This window comes from Loktanella fryxellensis, from assembly GCF_900110065.1.
Lineage (GTDB): Bacteria > Pseudomonadota > Alphaproteobacteria > Rhodobacterales > Rhodobacteraceae > Loktanella > Loktanella fryxellensis.
The window spans coordinates 453,500-470,122 of the sequence record NZ_FOCI01000001.1 but is presented as its reverse complement, the minus strand read 5'-3'; the positions used below and the strand labels follow the sequence as shown (position 1 = coordinate 470,122).

The following is a 16,623-nucleotide window of genomic DNA, read 5'->3' as shown; positions in this document are numbered from 1 at the left end:
ACAATCCGTGGCATTGCTGTCGAACGAACCATGAACAAGGGGTTTATTTGTGGGACGGTCGCGCCTATTCTGATGCCCATGAACAGCTATTCCGAAGATGACGCATTCGCCGCCGCCGCAGTCCCGCTGAGCCAGCGGGCAATGCCCACGCGCCCCGCCGGCCCGTATCTGGAGGGGTTGAACCCTGCACAGCGTGCGGCGGTGCTGGCATTGGACGGACCCGTGCTGATGCTGGCCGGCGCCGGGACCGGCAAGACCCGCGCCCTGACCGCGCGGATCGCGCATCTGCTGGTGACCGGCACCGCACGCCCGCAGGAAATCCTCGCCGTGACCTTCACCAACAAGGCCGCGCGCGAGATGAAGGACCGCGTCGGCCGCCTGATGGGCGAGACGGTGGAAGGGATGCCGTGGCTCGGCACCTTCCATTCGGTCTGCGTGAAGCTGTTGCGGCGCCATGCGGAACTGGTGGGACTGAAGTCGAACTTCACGATTCTCGACACCGACGACCAGATCCGCCTGATGAAGCAGCTGATCGTGGCAGACGGCATCGACGAAAAACGCTGGCCGCCGCGTATGCTGGCGGGGCTGATCGACGCATGGAAGAACAAGGCCTTCACCCCCGACAAAGTGCCGCTGGCCGATGCGGGGGCGTTCGATCACAAGGGCATCGACCTCTATGCTGCCTATCAGCGCCGCCTGCTGGACCTGAACGCCTGCGATTTCGGCGATCTGCTGCTGCATATGGTGACGATCTTTCAGACGCATGCGGACGTGCTGAACCAGTATCAGCGGCGGTTCCGCTACATCCTCGTGGACGAGTATCAGGACACCAACGTCGCACAGTATCTGTGGCTGCGCCTGCTGGCGGCAGCGCACAGGAACATCTGCTGCGTGGGCGACGACGACCAGAGCATCTATGGCTGGCGCGGCGCCGAGGTCGGCAACATCCTGCGGTTCGAGCAGGATTTCCCCGGCGCCACCGTGGTCAAGCTGGAACAGAACTACCGCTCCACCGAACACATCCTTGCCGCAGCGTCGGGCGTGATCGCGGCCAACACCGGGCGGTTGGGCAAGACGCTGTTCACCGATGCGCGCGGTGGCGAGAAGGTCCGCCTGATCGGCCACTGGGACGGCGAGGAAGAGGCCCGCTGGATCGGCGAGGAGATCGAGGCCCTGCAGCGCGGCACCCGCGGTCTGGACAGGGTGGGGCTGGACGCGCAGGCGATCCTGGTGCGGGCGTCGCACCAGATGCGCGCGTTCGAGGACCGGTTCCTGACCATCGGTCTGCCCTACCGCGTGATCGGCGGGCCGCGGTTCTATGAGCGGTTGGAGATTCGCGACGCGATGGCGTATTTCCGCCTTGCCGTCAGTCCCGACGACGATCTGGCGTTCGAGCGGATCGTGAACACGCCAAAGCGCGGCCTTGGCGACAAGGCGATCCAGACCGTGCAGAAGGTCGCACGCGCCAACGGCGTCGGCCTTGTCGAAGGCGCGCGGCTGGTCGTGCAGGCGAAGTTGCTGGGCGGCAAGGGGCTGCGCGAGTTGGCGCTGCTGGTCGATGGCATCGACCGCTGGCACAGTCAGGTGCGGGCCGAGGCCGACACGCACCAGGAACTGGCCGAGATGATCCTGGACGAGAGCGGCTATACCGGCATGTGGCAGGCCGACAAGACGCCGGAGGCGCCCGGACGGCTCGAGAACCTCAAGGAACTGGTCAAGGCGCTGGACAACTTCGAGAATCTGCAAGGCTTCCTTGAACACGTCGCCCTCATCATGGACAACGAGACGGAACAGGAGGGCGAGAAGGTCAGCATCATGACCCTGCACGCCGCCAAGGGGCTGGAGTTTCCCGCCGTGTTCCTGCCGGGCTGGGAGGATGGTCTGTTCCCGTCCCAGCGCAGCATGGACGAGAGCGGGCTGAAGGGGTTGGAGGAGGAGCGGCGCCTCGCCTATGTCGGGATCACGCGGGCCGAGGCGCTGTGCACCATTTCCTTCGCCGCGAACCGCCGCGTCTATGGCCAATGGCAAAGCGCGCTGCCGTCGCGGTTCATCGACGAATTGCCGGTGGATCATGTGGACGTGCTGACGCCGCCGGGCCTGTATGGCGGCGGCTATGGCGCGGCGGGCATGGCGGCAACGGCCAGCCCCAAGCTGCGCGAAGAGGCGATGAGCGACCTGCACCAAAAGGCGGTGGATGCGGATGTCTACAACTCTCCCGGCTGGCGGCGGCTGCAGGCGCGTGGGGCTGTGCGCGGGCTGTCGCAGCCAATCGAGACGCGCAACATGGTCATCGACCTTGACGCTGTCAGCGCCTTCACCACGGGTGACCGGGTGTTCCACCAGAAGTTCGGCTATGGCGTGATCGAGGGCATCGAGGGTGACAAGCTGGACATCGCCTTTGACAAGGCGGGGTCGAAGAAGGTCGTGGCCAAGTTCATCGTCAGTGCCGATGCGGCGACCGAGGTGCCTTTCTGAGATAACGGCGGGACGCTGCTGTCCGACCCCGGTGCCGGGGCCTGAGACGCCCCGCCCGCCGTCCCGAAATGCCGTGCCGCGACGCCCTAGCGCACCAGCATCGGCCAGAGCGAAGCGAGCAGCAGCACCGCCATCGTCACGTTGAAGATGCGCAACCGGCGCGCCGTGCCGAGGAACCGCCGGACCTGCACGCCGAGCACGGCCCAGAGGCTGATCGCAGGCAGGTTCATCGTCAGGAACGCTGTGGCGACCAGCAGCGACCCGGCCCATGTGGGCCAGTCGGCGGGCGCATAGGCGGTGATCGCCGTGATCGCGATGACCCAGGCCTTGGGGTTGACCCACTGGAATGCCGCCGCCTGTAGGAAGGTGAAGGGTTTGCCGGTGACGCCCTTCGCCTCTGGCGGCAGGGCGGTCGCGATCTTGTAGGCGAGCCACGTCATGTAGACGACGGCGATCACCTTGAGCACCGTGTTCAGCACCGGATAGGCGGTGAACAGTTGCAGCAGCGCCAGCCCGACCATCAGCACCATGAAGCTGTGGCCAAAGCTGACGCCCAGCATGTGCGGCACCGTTCGACGCAGGCCGTAGTTCGCCCCCGACGCCATCAGCATGATGTTGTTGGGACCGGGCGTGACCGACCCGGCAAAGGCGAACTGTAACAGCAGATAGAGGGCGAGGGGTTCCATGCCGTCTGGTAGCGCTGGACGAGGCCCTGCGCATTCGAAAAATCGCGCTGGAGACGCGATGAGGCAGAGGGGCGGACATGAAAAAAGGCGATGCGCGGGAGGAGCGCATCGCCTTCGGTTCTGATGTGGACCCTCGGGGAGGAGGTCGGGGTCCGCATCGGGGTGTCCATACCGCAGGGAGGAGGTTGCGGCACGGACGATCCGGGTTGGCCGCGGGAGGAGGTGCGGCGCCCGTAAGTGGCAGTCGGTGGTGGCGGGGAGGAGGTCGCCACCACCGATCTGGATGGACGGTGCCGCAGGGAGGAGGTTGCGGGCCGTCCGGGTCGTAAGCCGCAGTAACCAACCAGGGAGGAGGTTGGCGGTCACCGGGCCTGTCAGGGCCGCTGCGGGAGGAGGTGCAGCGTCCCGATCTGAATTCAGTGCCGGTGGTGGCCGGGAGGAGGTGACCACCACCGATCTGGGGTGGACCGCACGCAGGGAGGAGGTTGCGCGCTGTCCGGTCTTTGCAGGAACCAACCCGGGAGGAGGTCAGCGGTCCCTGCGTCTTACGGGCAACTGCGGGAGGAGGTGCAGGTTCCCATAATTCTTAAACTGGTTTCAAGACGGCGATCCGGGGAGGAGGTCGGGTCGCCGCCCTGTCTTGCGCGCCCGCCGCAGGGAGGAGGTTGCGGCGGCGCGGGTCAGAACCGGGTCAGGGAGGAGGTTGACCGGTCCCGATGTGAATTCTTACTTGCCGTAGGCGGCCTCATACGCGATCGACTTGATCATCGAGCGGCTGATGCCCAGATCTGCCAGATCGCGGTTGTCCAGCGCCTGCAGTTCGGTCAGCGTGGTGCGGTACACCTTGCGTGCGGCCAGTGCGTCCGTGATGCGTGCCACGAGGCCCGTGCTGCGCGGTGCGGTCGTCGTCGTTGTGTGTGCGTATGCCATTTCCATCTCGTCTTTCTTGTAACCCGTTGCAATGTGTGTCGCTGCTTGTGACCGTTATGTAGGAAGATGCTGCACCTGCACAACGAACCATTCGGCATTGCTGCTATGCAGCGGGTGCAAGGTTACTCAGGGACAGTTACTAAACCGCCCACGCCTTGGGCAAAGCGGCATTTGCGCCATGAAAATTGAGGGGTTGCGCCGTGCCGGACGGCGGATCAGGGTGCCCCCGACGGCCCGCGACGCGCCCCGGATGTGAAGGAAATATGTAGATGACACTGACCAGAGACGACATTCTGCGGGCTGTTGCGGGTCTGACCCTGCCGGATGGCACCACGTTGGGCGCCCGCGACATGCTGCGCGCCGTCACGATCGAAGGCGCGCGAATCCGCTTCGTGATCGAGGCGCCGACCGCCGCCGTCGCAACCACACTCGAACCGGTGCGGCAGGCCGCGATTGCTGCGGTGCATCATCTGGCGCCCGGACTGGATGTGGGTGCGGTCCTGACAGCGCATCAGGCCGGGCCCGTCGGCGCAGGCGCCGCAGCCCCCGCCGGTGCGCCGCCCAGTCTGAAGGTGGGGCGCCATCCGACGCCGCAGGCGGGTCCCGCGCCGGTGGCGGGCGTGGACCGCATCCTCGCGGTCGGGTCCGGCAAGGGTGGTGTCGGCAAATCGACCGTCGCCTCGAACCTGGCGGTGGCACTGGCGCGCAAGGGGCGGCGGGTCGGTCTGCTGGACGCCGATATATATGGACCGAGCCAGCCGCGCATGATGGGGGTCAGCGGGCGCCCCGCCAGCCCCGACGGGCAGACCATCATGCCGCTGCACGCCCACGGCGTCACCATCATGTCCATCGGCCTGATGGTGGACGCGGACAAGGCGGTGGTCTGGCGCGGCCCGATGCTGATGGGGGCGTTGCAGCAGATGCTGAACCAGGTGGCTTGGGGACAGCTCGACGTCCTGATCATCGACCTGCCGCCGGGGACGGGCGACGTGCAGTTGACGCTGTGCCAGCGCACCAACGTCACCGGCGCCGTCATCGTCAGCACGCCGCAGGACGTGGCCCTGCTGGACGCGCGAAAGGCCATCGACATGTTCCGCACGCTCAAGACACCGATCCTCGGCCTGATCGAGAACATGTCCACCTTTCATTGTCCCCATTGTGGAGAAGAGACGCAGATCTTCGGCCACGGCGGTGTCGCGGCCGAGGCGGCCCGACTGGAGTTGCCGCTGTTGGGTGCGCTGCCCATCGACATCGACACCCGGCTTGCGGGGGATGCGGGGACGCCCGTGGCGCTGACGGACGGGCCGGTTGGTCTGGCCTATGCCGCGCTTGCGCAGCGGTTCATCGACGGTGGCATGGCCTGACGCGGAGAATCGCACGGCTGCGGTTTTGGCGTGAATCATTGTGAACCGGAAACGGGCCGCCCACAGGGGTGGCCCGATTCTCTTTTTCAAGCCTGAAATTTGCGCCAGTTTAATCACAAAAGGGACTTGACTGCGGCGGCTGTGACACGCCCAAGCCGCGACTCGGAGGGGCTAAAAAAGTTTTTCGGGGCTGCCGTGAACCGGGCCCGTGAGGCCAGATTATTACAAGATGTAGGGAAATTTGTCCACAGGCGCACCATATGACCAAGTAAGCCTGTGGACAACTTTTGACTCACGGCGCCGTGAATCGGATGTGAGTTCCGCGAAGTTCACAGCAATCCCAAAACAGGTGTTGCGACGGGCAATCCGGTCTGACAAAAAGAGTGCACGGAAAGAGCGGGCAGACAAACAAGGGGCACACAAAGAACCCCACCGGCACAATGTCAGGTTTCATACAGGCCTCGTTTCTACCGATAAAAGCGATCCGGCGCGCGAGCGAGCAGACATCCCCCCAGGTGGCGCGCGCAGTCGGTCCAGCCCTGAAAAGGGCACCAAGGCGGCGGGTCGAGTAGTGGCAGCTATCTCGACCCGCCGTTTTCACGTCTACGACAGACCCCTGCGACACGGATGCGGCAGGGGACAAACAGCGGGCAGGCCACAGGTTGAACCTTTCGTTCACGAGCCAGTATCAGTCGAAGGTGGATGCCAAGGGTCGCATGTCGATCCCGGCCAAGTTCCGCCGCGTGATCGAGGCCGGTGATCCCGCATGGTCCGTCGACCAGCCCATGACCGCCAAGATCCTGTTCGGACCGCACCTCAAGGCGACGCTGCAGGTCATGACCGTTGCGGCCTTCGAGGACAAGATCGCCCGCATCCTCGCCATGCCCGACAACAACCCCAACAAGCCGATGCTGCGCAAGCTGTTCATGGGCTTTTCCGAGGATCTGGCCATCGACAAGGATGGCCGCGTCGTCATGCCTTTGCGCTTTCGCGAAAAGCTGGGCGTGGTCGAGGGCGATCTGGCCTTCATGGGTCTGGGTGAGTTCTTTCAGATCTGGCAGGCCGAGAGCTTTGCCGATGACGTGGACGCGCCGCTCGATGCCTGGCTGCAGGACCAGCCAGCGGATTTCGATCCCATGAGCCTCGCGGTGTAACCGGCTGTCATCATGACCGAAACCGCATCCGACACCCCACATGTCCCCGTCCTGATCGACGCCATCATCGACGCCTGTCAGCCGATCCGTGGCACGTGGCTGGACGGCACCTTCGGGGCCGGTGGCTATACCCGTCGCCTGCTGGACGCGGGGGCCGAGCGGGTGATCGCGGTGGACCGCGATCCGCTGGCGTTCCAGATGGCCGCCGGTTGGATCGGCGATTACGGCGACCGGATCGTGCCGGTCGCGGGCACCTTCTCAAAGCTGGATGAATACGGCACGGCCCTCGACGGTGTGGTGCTGGATCTGGGCGTGTCGTCGATGCAGCTCGATCTGGCAGAGCGGGGATTTTCGTTCATGCGCGACGGGCCGCTCGACATGCGGATGTCGCAGGACGGGCCGTCCGCCGCCGATCTGGTGAACACGAAGGACGAGGCCGAACTGGCTGACATCATTTACCTTTACGGCGAAGAGCGCGCCAGCCGCCGGATCGCCAAGGCCATTGTGGCCGCGCGTCCGGTGACAACCACGGGGCAGCTTGCGACCATCGTGGCATCCTGTCTGCCGCGCCCCAAACCGAACCAGAGCCATCCTGCCACGCGCACCTTTCAGGCGCTGCGCATCGCGGTGAACGACGAATACGGCGAACTGGCCGCAGGCATGGCCGCAGCCGAACGCGCGCTGGCACCGGGCGGGCAGCTGGCCGTGGTGACCTTCCATTCGGTCGAGGACCGGATGGCCAAACGCTTCATCCAGACCCGCAGCGCCACGACGCCCAACGCCAACCGCTATGCGCCGGTGCTGGACACGGTCGTTGCAGCCTTTATGCAGAAGACGCGCAAGGCCATCGTGGCCGACAAGGCCGAGGTCGCCCTGAACCCCCGGTCGCGGTCGGCCAAGTTGCGGGTCGCGATCCGTACCGACGCCCCTGCGCAGGCGATGGACCCCGCCGACATGGGGATGCCGATGTTGAAAGGTGCAGGCACATGATGCGACCGTTGATGTATGTCGTGGCGGCGCTGACCGTCATGGGGCTGGCCTTCTGGGCGTATCAGGAAAACTACCGCACCCAGCAGGAGATCCGGGGCGTGCGCACCCTGCATGCGCAGATCGGCGACGCCCATGAACGGCTGCGGATGCTGCGCGCGGAATGGGCCTATCTCAACCGCCCGGACCGTCTGATCGATCTGGCGGAACTGAACTTCGACCGTCTTGGCCTGCTGCCCCTTGCGCCTGAGGCGTTCGGCGACATCGCCACCATCATCTATCCGCTGCCCGACATTCTGCCGATTTCAGACCCCATCGACGTGCGCTCGGTCGCACCCGGTGGAGGAGAGGACCCGCTATGATCCGCACGCCCCTGCGCCCGCTGGCCCGTATCCTCAAGGCGCGCGAACGCGGCGAGGATCCCGGCGCCATCGCCGCCGAGAACCTGCGCCTGCGCCACGAGGCGATCGCCGACAAGGCCCGCAACCGCGCCGAAAGCCGGCTGCTGATCCTTGGCGGTTTCTTCGCCGTGGCCTTCATGGCCGTGGGTCTGCGGATGGGCACCATCGCCGCCACCATGCCGGAGGAGCCGCGCAGCGCCGCCGCCGGCAATCCGATCATCGGCCAGCGCGCCGACATCGTGGACCGCAACGGGCGCATCCTTGCCACGAACCTTGCGACCCATTCGCTCTATGCGCAGCCACAGCATCTGATCGACCCGCTGGGGGCTGCGGCACAACTCAAGGCGATCTTTCCCGAACTGGACCAAGAGCGTCTGATCAAGGATTTCACCGGCGCGCGCAAATTCGTCTGGATCCGCCGCCAGCTGAGCCCGGAACAGATGCAGCAGGTGCACGACATCGGCAGCCCCGGACTGCTCTTCGGCCCCCGCGACATGCGGCTTTATCCCAACGGCCCCATCGCCGCCCATATCCTCGGCGGTGCCAGCTATGGCCGAGAGGATGTGGCGTCCGCCGAGGTGATCGGCACGGCGGGGATCGAACGTCAGTTCGACACGCTGCTGCGCGATCCCGCGAACGAGGGGCAGCCGCTGGAACTGTCGCTCGACCTGACGGTGCAGGCCGCGACGGAAGAGGTGCTGGACGGCGGCATGAAGCTGCTGAACGCCAAGGGTGCCGCGTCCGTGCTGATGGACATTCACACCGGTGAAGTCATCGCGATGGCCTCGCTGCCGGATTTCGACCCCAACACCCGCCCGCAGGTCCTGCTGACCGGCGACCAGTCCGACAGCCCGTTGTTCAACCGCGCGGTGCAGGGCGTCTACGAGCTTGGCTCGACCTACAAGATCTTTGCGATCGCGCAGGCGATGGAACTGGGCCTGATCAACCCGGACTCGATGATCGACACCAAGGGCCCGCTGACGTGGGGCCGGTTCCGCATCCGCGACAGCCATTCGATGCCCCCGGTCATGTCGGCCACCGACATCATCGTGGAATCCTCGAACGTTGGCACCGGGCGCATCGCGCTGCAGATCGGCGGCGACCGGCAGCGCGATTTCCTCGCCTCCCTCGGCCTGACCGAGCCCACGCGGATCGAGTTGAGCGAGGCACCCTCCGGCCGCCCCTTGTTGCCGCCGAAATGGTCAGAGGTGTCCACCATGACCATCAGCTTCGGTCACGGCATCTCGGACAGCCCGCTGCATCTGGCGGCGGCCTATGCGTCCTTGCTGAACGGCGGCACGCGGATCGAGCCCACGCTGCTGCGCGCGGCCGGGCCGCAGAACGGCCCCCACGTTGTCCGGCCAGAGGTCAGCGCACGGTCCCTGTCCATGCTGCGGCAGGTGGTGACGCGCGGCACCGCGTCGATGGGCGACGTGGAAGGCTATCTGGTGGCGGGCAAGACCGGCACCGCCGACAAGCCGATGGAACGCGGCGGCGGCTATTACGATGACAAGGTGATCTCGACCTTTGCCACGGTGTTCCCGGCCAACGATCCGAAATACGTGCTGATCGTGACGCTGGACGAACCGAGCGAGAATTCCGGCAGCGAGCCGCGCCGCACCGCGGGCTGGACCGCCGTGCCGGTGGCGGCCGAGATGATCCGCCGCGTCGCCCCCTTGCTGGGTTTGCGGCCGCAGATTGAACCCGAGACGCTTGCCAGTGTAACACTCACCTCGAACTGAGTGGGGAGTGGCCGGAATGGCACGGACCAAGACACTGGCCGAACTGGGCCTGACGGCGCAGGGCGGCCGACGCGCCGACGTGACCGGCGTGACGACCGACAGCCGGACCGTGCGACCGGGGCAGTTGTTCGCGGCGCTGCCCGGCACCACGACCCACGGTGCGGATTTCATCCCCATGGCGCTGGCGAACGGGGCCGGGGTGATCCTGACCGACGCGGTTGGCGCGCGGCTGGCTGCCGAAGCCTTGGCCGGGTCGCCGGCCGCCGTGGTGATCGCAGAGGACCCGCGTGCGGCCCTCGCGCAGACCGCGTCCCTGTGGTTCGGCCCCCACCCCGAGGTGATGGTCGCCGTGACGGGGACCAACGGCAAGACCAGCGTGTCCACCTTCACCCGCCAGATCTGGGAGGCGCTGGGCTATGCCGCCGTGAACCTCGGCACCACCGGGGTTGAGGGCGCGTGGTCCGCACCGCTGCACCACACCACGCCCGACCCCGTGACCCTGCACCGTCTGCTGGCTCAGGCAGAGGCCGCTGGCGTCACCCATGCGGCGATGGAGGCATCCTCCCACGGTCTGGACCAGCGCAGGCTGGACGGCGTCGTCCTGCACGCGGCGGGGTTCACGAACTTTACCCAGGACCATCTGGATTATCACAAGACGTTCGACGCGTATTTCGACGCGAAGATGGGTCTTTTCACCCGCATCCTGAGCGAGGACGGCGTGGCGGTCGTGAACCTTGACGATCCCCGCGGGCAGGAGGTGGCAAGCCTGTGCACCACCCGCGGGGTCGAGGTCATCGGCGTGGGCCGCCATGCGGACGCGCGGTTGCGCATCACCGGGCAGCGCTGCGACGACACCGGGCAGGACCTGCGTTTTCTGTGGCAGGACCGGCCGCATACCGCACGGCTCAATCTGATCGGTGCGTTTCAGGCGGACAACGTGGCGGTGGCCTGCGGCCTTGCCATCGCGGCGGGGGCGATCCCCGGCGACGTGTTCGCCACGCTGGACACGCTTGCGACCGTGCGGGGCCGGATGCAGCTTGTGGCGCGGCGCACCAATGGCGCCACGGTATTCGTCGATTATGCGCATACGCCGGACGCGGTGCAGACGGCGCTGCGCGCCATGCGGCCCCATGTGATGGGCCGGATCATCGTCATCGTGGGCGCCGGCGGCGACCGTGACGCGGGCAAGCGCCCGCTGATGGGGCAGGCGGCGGCTGAAAACGCCGATCTGGTGATCGTGACCGACGACAATCCCCGCTCCGAGGTGCCCGCCACGATCCGTGCCGCCGTGCTGGCGGGTGCCAAGGGCCCCGCAGAGGTGATCGAGGTCGCAGACCGCGCCGAGGCGATCCTGCGCGGCATCGACGCGCTGGGGCCGGGCGATGCGTTGCTGATCGCGGGCAAGGGCCACGAGACAGGTCAGATCGTCGGCGACAGGGTGTTGCCGTTCGACGATGCGGAACAGGCCAGCGTGGCGGTGGCCGCACTCGAGGGGCGGATCTGATGGGCGACGTGTTGTGGACGGCGGCAGAGGCCGCGGCGGTGACGCATGGTGCGACGGCAGGCGACTGGCAGGCGACCGGCGTGTCGATCGACACCCGCACCCTGCAACCCGGCGATCTGTTCGTGGCCCTGCAGGCCGACCGCGACGGGCACGATTTCGTGGCACAGGCGCTGGCGGCGGGGGCAGCGGCGGCGCTGGTCAGCCGCAGGCCGGACGGTGTGGCGGAAGACGCGCCGCTGTTGGTGGTTGACGACGTGCTGGCGGGGCTGGTCGCCCTCGGGGTCGCTGCCCGTGCGCGGACCACAGCCCGCATCGTCGGTGTAACCGGGTCGGTGGGCAAGACGTCCACCAAGGACATGTTGCACGCCGTCCTGTCGCGGCAGGGGCGGACGCATGCGGCACAGGCGTCCTACAACAATCACTGGGGCGTGCCGCTGACGCTGGCCCGGATGCCGCGCGATGCGGATTATGCGGTGATCGAGATCGGGATGAACCACCCCGGAGAGATTGCGCCGCTCGCACGCATGGCGCGGCCGCACGTGGCGCTGATCACCACCGTGGCGGCGGCGCATCTGGAGGCGTTCGCCGACCTGGACGGGATCGCGCACGAGAAGGCCAGCATCATGGATGGGCTGGAACCAGGCGGGATCGCGGTGCTGAACGCCGACCTGCCCACCAGCGTCATCCTGCGCGACCATGCGGCACAGGGCGGGCACCGGGCCGTGTTCTTTGGCGCGGATGCGGACTGGACGCTGGGACAGGTGCGCATCACCGACATCACCACGGTGATCGAGGCGCATCACGACGGCACGGATTACCTGTTCAAGCTGGCGGTGCCGGGGCGGCATTTCGCCATGAACGCGGTCGCCGTGCTGGCCGCCTGCGACGCACTGGGCGCCGACCCGGTGCAGGCGGCGCAGGACATCGGCCAATGGGAACCCCCCGTGGGACGCGGCACGCGAGAGGTCATCGTGCTGGATCAGGGCATCAACGAGGATACGCTCGACCTGATCGACGACGCGTTCAACGCCAACCCCGCGTCCATGGCCGCGGCGCTGGAGGTGCTGGCGGCGGCGAAACCCCGCGACGGTCTGGGCCGCATCGTCAGGGGACGGCGCGTGGCGATCCTCGGCGACATGCTGGAGCTTGGCCCCGACGAGATGGCCCTGCACGCCGCCGTGGCCGACGATCCGCACCTTGCGACCGTGCATGTGGTGCATTGCGCGGGGCCGCGGATGCGGGCGCTGTTCGATGCGCTGCCGCAGGACATCCGCGGGCAATGGGCGCCGGAGGCGGCGGACCTCGCCGCACAGGCGTCGCGACTGGTGGATGCCGGCGATGTCGTGCTGGTCAAGGGGTCCAAAGGCAGCAAGGTCAGCCGCGTTGTTGACGCGATCCGCAAACTCGGGCATCGACCCGGTCCGATAGCGTAAGGAACGATCCCATGTTGTATTGGCTGACAGAACTGTCCGACGGCGGGGATTTCTTCAACCTTTTCCGCTACATCACGTTTCGTGCGGGTGGGGCGTTCCTGACGGCGCTGATCTTTGGGTTCATCTTCGGCCTGCCGCTGATCAACGTTCTGCGCCGCACGCAGGGCAAGGGTCAGCCGATCCGCGCCGATGGTCCGGCGGGCCATCTGGCCAAGGCGGGGACGCCCACGATGGGCGGTCTGTTGATCGTGGGGGCGCTGACGACCTCGACCCTGCTGTGGGCGCGGCTGGACAATCCTTACGTCTGGATGGTGCTGTTCGTCACATTGGCCTTTGCGGCCATCGGGTTCGCCGACGATTACGCCAAGGTCAGCAAGCAGACCAGCAACGGCGTGTCGGGCAAGGTCCGCATCCTGCTGGGCCTGAGCATCGCCGCCGTGGCCGGATTTTGGGCGGCGCAGTATCACCCGGAGGGGCTGACCAACCAGCTTGCCGTGCCGGTGTTCAAGGATGTGCTGATCAACATGGGGTTCCTGTTCGTGCCGTTCTCGATCCTCGTGATCGTGGGGGCGGCCAACGCGGTGAACCTGACCGACGGTCTGGACGGGCTGGCGATCATGCCGGTGATGATCGCGGCGGGCACCTTCGGGATCATCGCCTATTTCGTGGGCCGCGTGGACTTTTCCGAAAGCCTTGGGCTGCATTACGTGCCGGATTCAGGCGAGATCCTCGTGTTCTGCGCGGGGCTGATCGGCGGCGGCCTTGGGTTCCTGTGGTATAACGCGCCCCCCGCCGCCGTGTTCATGGGCGATACCGGATCGCTGGCTTTGGGTGGCGCATTGGGCGCGATCGCGGTCGCCACCAAGCACGAGATCGTGCTGGCCATCGTCGGCGGGCTGTTCGTGGTCGAGGCGTTGAGCGTGATCATCCAGGTCCTCTACTTCAAGCGGACCGGCAAGCGGGTGTTCCTGATGGCCCCGATCCACCACCATTATGAGAAGAAGGGCTGGGCCGAGCCGCAGATCGTCATCCGCTTCTGGATCATCTCGCTGATCCTCGCGATGATCGGCCTTGCGACGCTGAAGGTCCGCTGAAACCCCACACCGACAGGATGATCCGATGATCCCCGTGCAAGGCTATGACGGACGCCACGTGGCGGTGCTGGGGATGGGGCGGTCCGGCGTCGCCACGGCCAAGGCATTGGAGGCAGGTGGGGCGATTCCCATAGTCTGGGACGACAGCCCGACGGGACGTGCGGCGGCAGAGGCGAACGGCTGGGCGCTGCGCGACCTGACGGCGGCGGGGGGCTTTGACGGGATCGCCGCGCTGATCGTCAGTCCGGGCATCCCGCACCTCTATCCGACACCGAACCCGGTAATCGCCGCCGCGTGGGACGCGGGTGTGCCGGTGGACAACGACATCGGGCTGTTCTTTCGGTCGTGGGCGACGGACGACTGGGACGGCTTCGACAGCGCGCCCCGCGTGATCGCGGTCACGGGGTCGAACGGCAAGTCGACCACGACGGCGCTGATCCACCACATCCTGGTCCAGAACGGGCGGCCCGCGCAGATGGCGGGCAACATCGGGCGCGGTGTGCTCGACCTCGACCCTGCGCATGACGGCGAGGTCGTGGTGCTGGAGTTGTCGAGCTATCAGACCGACCTTGCGCGGCACCTGACGCCGGATGTGGCGGTGCTGACCAACATCAGCCCGGATCACCTTGACCGGCACGCAGGGCTGGGCGGCTATTTCGCAGCCAAGCGGCGGCTGTTCGCCGAAGGCGGTCCCGACCGCGCCGTGATCGGCGTGGACGAGGACGAGGGGCGCTATCTGGCGAACCAGCTTGTCGACGACCTATCCGACGACCGCCTGATCCGCATCAGCGTGACGCGCAAGCTGACCAGCGGTTGGTGCGTCTTCGCGCGCAAGGGGTTCCTGAGCGAGTACCGGCGCGGGCAGCAGACAGGCTCCATCGATCTGCGCGGCGTGGCGGGGCTGCCGGGGGCGCACAACCACCAGAACGCCTGCGCCGCCTATGCCGCCGCGCGTACGCTGGGGATCGGGCCAAAGGGGATCGAGGCGGCGCTGCACAGCTATCCCGGCCTGCCGCACCGCAGCCAGCTGATCGCGGAGCGCCGCGGCGTGAAATTCGTGAACGACAGCAAGGCCACCAACGTCGATGCGGCCGCGAAGGCGCTGCAGGCGTTTCCGAAGATCCGCTGGATCTGCGGCGGTTTGCAGAAGGAAGGCGGCCTTGGCCCGCTGATCCCGCATCTGGGGTCGGTCGTGCAGGCCTATGTCATCGGGCGCGAGGCCGAGAGCTTTGCCCGGCAGTTGCCGGGGGTCGAGGCGCAGGTCTGCGGCACGATGGAGGTCGCGGTCGCGGCCGCCATGCGCGACGCGCATCCGGGCGAGGTTGTGCTGCTGGCGCCCGCCTGCGCGTCCTTCGATCAATACGACAGCTTTGCCGCACGGGGCGACGATTTCACCGCACGGGTGCTGGCGGCGCTGTAGGCTGACGATCTGGTTGCCCCGCCAAGGCGGGGCAAGCGCGCCGCGCGGGAGTATTTCGAAAAAAGCGAGGGAGGGGCGGTGCCGCTCTCGTGCTTGGTGTGGCCAGAGATGACCGCTGGTCAGCGCCGCGCGGGCGTTTACCGGGTCAGCTGAACATGTCCCCAGTGCCGCAGGGTCAGTGCGCGGCGGCGATGGCCTGTCCCGCGGCCCATCCCGAGGCCCATGCCCATTGGAAGTTGTAGCCGCCGAGCCAGCCGGTCACATCCACCGCCTCGCCGATGGCGTAGAGCGTGGGCAGGTGTTTCGCCGCCATGGTGCGGGAATTGAGGCCCGCGGTGTCGATGCCGCCCAGCGTCACCTCGGCGGTGCGGTAACCTTCGGTGCCTGACGGGATCAGGTGCCAGTGGTGCAGGGCCGCGCCCAGATCCCGCAGGGCCGCGTCGGGCAGTGTCGCGAGGGGGGCGGTCTGCCATCCACTCGGCCAGTCGTCCGAGGCGTGGGTGGCCAGATACTGCACCAGTTTCGTCGGCAGGTGATAGGACAGGACCGTGGTCAGGGTCTTGCGGGCCGCATCGCGTTTCGCCGTGACTAGCGCATCGCCGAGGGCGGTCCCGGGGGCGAGGTCCAGCGTGAGGGTACCGCCTTCCGTCCAGTAGGAGGAAGCCTGCAGGATCGCGGGGCCGGACAGGCCGCGGTGGGTGAAGAGCGTGGCTTCCGCGAAGGCGGTGCCATTGGCACTCGCGCGGGTGGGCAGCGCCGTGCCCGCAAGGGCTGCGAAGCGGTCGTCGGTGAAGGTCAGCGGCACCAGGCCGGGGCGGGGGGCCACGAGGGGCAGGCCGAACTGGGCGGCGATCCGGTAGGAGAGGTCGGTCGCCCCCATCTTGGGGATCGACTTGCCCCCGGTGGCGAGGATCAGGTGGCGGGCCGTGACGGTGACGGGACGTCCCTCGCGGACCAAGTCCACGCGGAACGCCGCGCCGTCGTGGGCGATATCACCGACTTCGGTCTGCAGCCACAGGCGGGCGCCGGCGCGGTCCATCTCGGTGCGCAGCATCGCGACGATCTGCTTGGCGGAGCCATCGCAGAAGAGCTGCCCCAGCGTCTTTTCGTGGTGCGCGATGCCGTGGGCGTCCACGAGGGCCACGAAATCGCGCGGCGTGTAGCGCGACAGGGCGGATTTGGCGAAATGCGGGTTACGGGACAGGAAACGGGCGGGGTCCGTGTGCAGGTTGGTGAAATTGCAGCGCCCGCCGCCGGAAATGCGGATCTTTTCGCCCGCAGCACGGGCGTGGTCCACGACCAGCACCTCGGTGCCCGCATGGGCGGCGGCCATCATGCCGGCAGCCCCGGCGCCAAGGATCAGCGTGTTCACATTCATGGCGCCCTCGTGCCCGCGACATGGGCCGATTGCAAGGGTGCGCCGGGTCGCAAGC

13 protein-coding genes are annotated in these 16,623 nt (G+C 67.0%); 10 read left to right on the top strand and 3 right to left on the bottom strand.

The window, feature by feature from the left end:
- Nucleotides 1-78 precede the first annotated feature (78 nt).
- The gene (locus BMX16_RS02260) at nucleotides 79-2,475 is read left to right on the top strand and encodes an ATP-dependent helicase (RefSeq protein ID WP_089898350.1); all 2,397 of its coding nucleotides are present in this window, start codon (nucleotides 79-81) and stop codon (nucleotides 2,473-2,475) included.
- A gap of 86 nt (nucleotides 2,476-2,561) precedes the next feature.
- Here the strand turns inward: BMX16_RS02260 and BMX16_RS02255 are convergent, their stop codons facing one another.
- Together BMX16_RS02255 and BMX16_RS02250 are read right to left on the bottom strand one after the other, a co-directional pair.
- Complete coding sequence (locus BMX16_RS02255) at nucleotides 2,562-3,161, bottom strand: LysE family translocator (protein WP_089898211.1); 600 nt, start codon at nucleotides 3,159-3,161, stop codon at nucleotides 2,562-2,564.
- A gap of 726 nt (nucleotides 3,162-3,887) precedes the next feature.
- Entirely contained in the window at nucleotides 3,888-4,091 is a 204-nt protein-coding gene (locus BMX16_RS02250; RefSeq protein WP_089898348.1) for a DUF1127 domain-containing protein, read from the bottom strand.
- Between the two features lie 269 nt (nucleotides 4,092-4,360).
- On the opposite strand from BMX16_RS02250, the gene BMX16_RS02245 reads away from it, so the two are divergent.
- From BMX16_RS02245 to murD, 9 genes are all read left to right on the top strand, one after another.
- Nucleotides 4,361-5,455 carry an Mrp/NBP35 family ATP-binding protein gene (locus BMX16_RS02245; protein WP_089898210.1) on the top strand — a complete coding sequence of 365 codons (1,095 nt, stop codon included), beginning with the start codon at nucleotides 4,361-4,363 and terminating at the stop codon, nucleotides 5,453-5,455.
- Nucleotides 5,456-6,117: 662 nt separating this feature from the next.
- On the top strand, nucleotides 6,118-6,609 hold the full coding sequence (locus BMX16_RS02240) for a division/cell wall cluster transcriptional repressor MraZ (protein WP_089898209.1): 492 nt from the start codon (nucleotides 6,118-6,120) through the stop codon (nucleotides 6,607-6,609).
- Nucleotides 6,610-6,621: 12 nt separating this feature from the next.
- Entirely contained in the window at nucleotides 6,622-7,599 is a 978-nt protein-coding gene (gene rsmH, locus BMX16_RS02235) for a 16S rRNA (cytosine(1402)-N(4))-methyltransferase RsmH (RefSeq protein WP_089898208.1), read from the top strand.
- On the top strand, nucleotides 7,599-7,958 hold the full coding sequence (ftsL, locus tag BMX16_RS02230; protein WP_177174547.1) for a cell division protein FtsL: 360 nt from the start codon (nucleotides 7,599-7,601) through the stop codon (nucleotides 7,956-7,958). Before rsmH ends, ftsL begins: the two co-directional genes overlap by 1 nt.
- On the top strand, nucleotides 7,955-9,739 hold the full coding sequence (locus BMX16_RS02225; protein ID WP_089898204.1) for a peptidoglycan D,D-transpeptidase FtsI family protein: 1,785 nt from the start codon (nucleotides 7,955-7,957) through the stop codon (nucleotides 9,737-9,739). The genes ftsL and BMX16_RS02225 overlap by 4 nt, the downstream gene beginning before the upstream one ends.
- Before the next feature lie 16 nt (nucleotides 9,740-9,755).
- Nucleotides 9,756-11,243, top strand: coding sequence for a UDP-N-acetylmuramoyl-L-alanyl-D-glutamate--2,6-diaminopimelate ligase (locus BMX16_RS02220; RefSeq protein WP_089898202.1), 1,488 nt, complete (start codon nucleotides 9,756-9,758; stop codon nucleotides 11,241-11,243).
- Nucleotides 11,243-12,676, top strand: coding sequence for a UDP-N-acetylmuramoyl-tripeptide--D-alanyl-D-alanine ligase (locus BMX16_RS02215; protein ID WP_089898195.1), 1,434 nt, complete (start codon nucleotides 11,243-11,245; stop codon nucleotides 12,674-12,676). Before BMX16_RS02220 ends, BMX16_RS02215 begins: the two co-directional genes overlap by 1 nt.
- 11 nt (nucleotides 12,677-12,687) lie before the next feature.
- Complete coding sequence (gene mraY, locus BMX16_RS02210) at nucleotides 12,688-13,770, top strand: phospho-N-acetylmuramoyl-pentapeptide-transferase (RefSeq protein WP_089898193.1); 1,083 nt, start codon at nucleotides 12,688-12,690, stop codon at nucleotides 13,768-13,770.
- Between the two features lie 25 nt (nucleotides 13,771-13,795).
- Nucleotides 13,796-15,190 carry a UDP-N-acetylmuramoyl-L-alanine--D-glutamate ligase gene (gene murD, locus BMX16_RS02205; RefSeq protein ID WP_089898190.1) on the top strand — a complete coding sequence of 465 codons (1,395 nt, stop codon included), beginning with the start codon at nucleotides 13,796-13,798 and terminating at the stop codon, nucleotides 15,188-15,190.
- A gap of 175 nt (nucleotides 15,191-15,365) precedes the next feature.
- On the opposite strand, the gene BMX16_RS02200 is transcribed toward murD, so the two are convergent.
- The gene (locus BMX16_RS02200) at nucleotides 15,366-16,568 is read right to left on the bottom strand and encodes a BaiN/RdsA family NAD(P)/FAD-dependent oxidoreductase (RefSeq protein WP_089898188.1); all 1,203 of its coding nucleotides are present in this window, start codon (nucleotides 16,566-16,568) and stop codon (nucleotides 15,366-15,368) included.
- Nucleotides 16,569-16,623 lie beyond the last annotated feature (55 nt).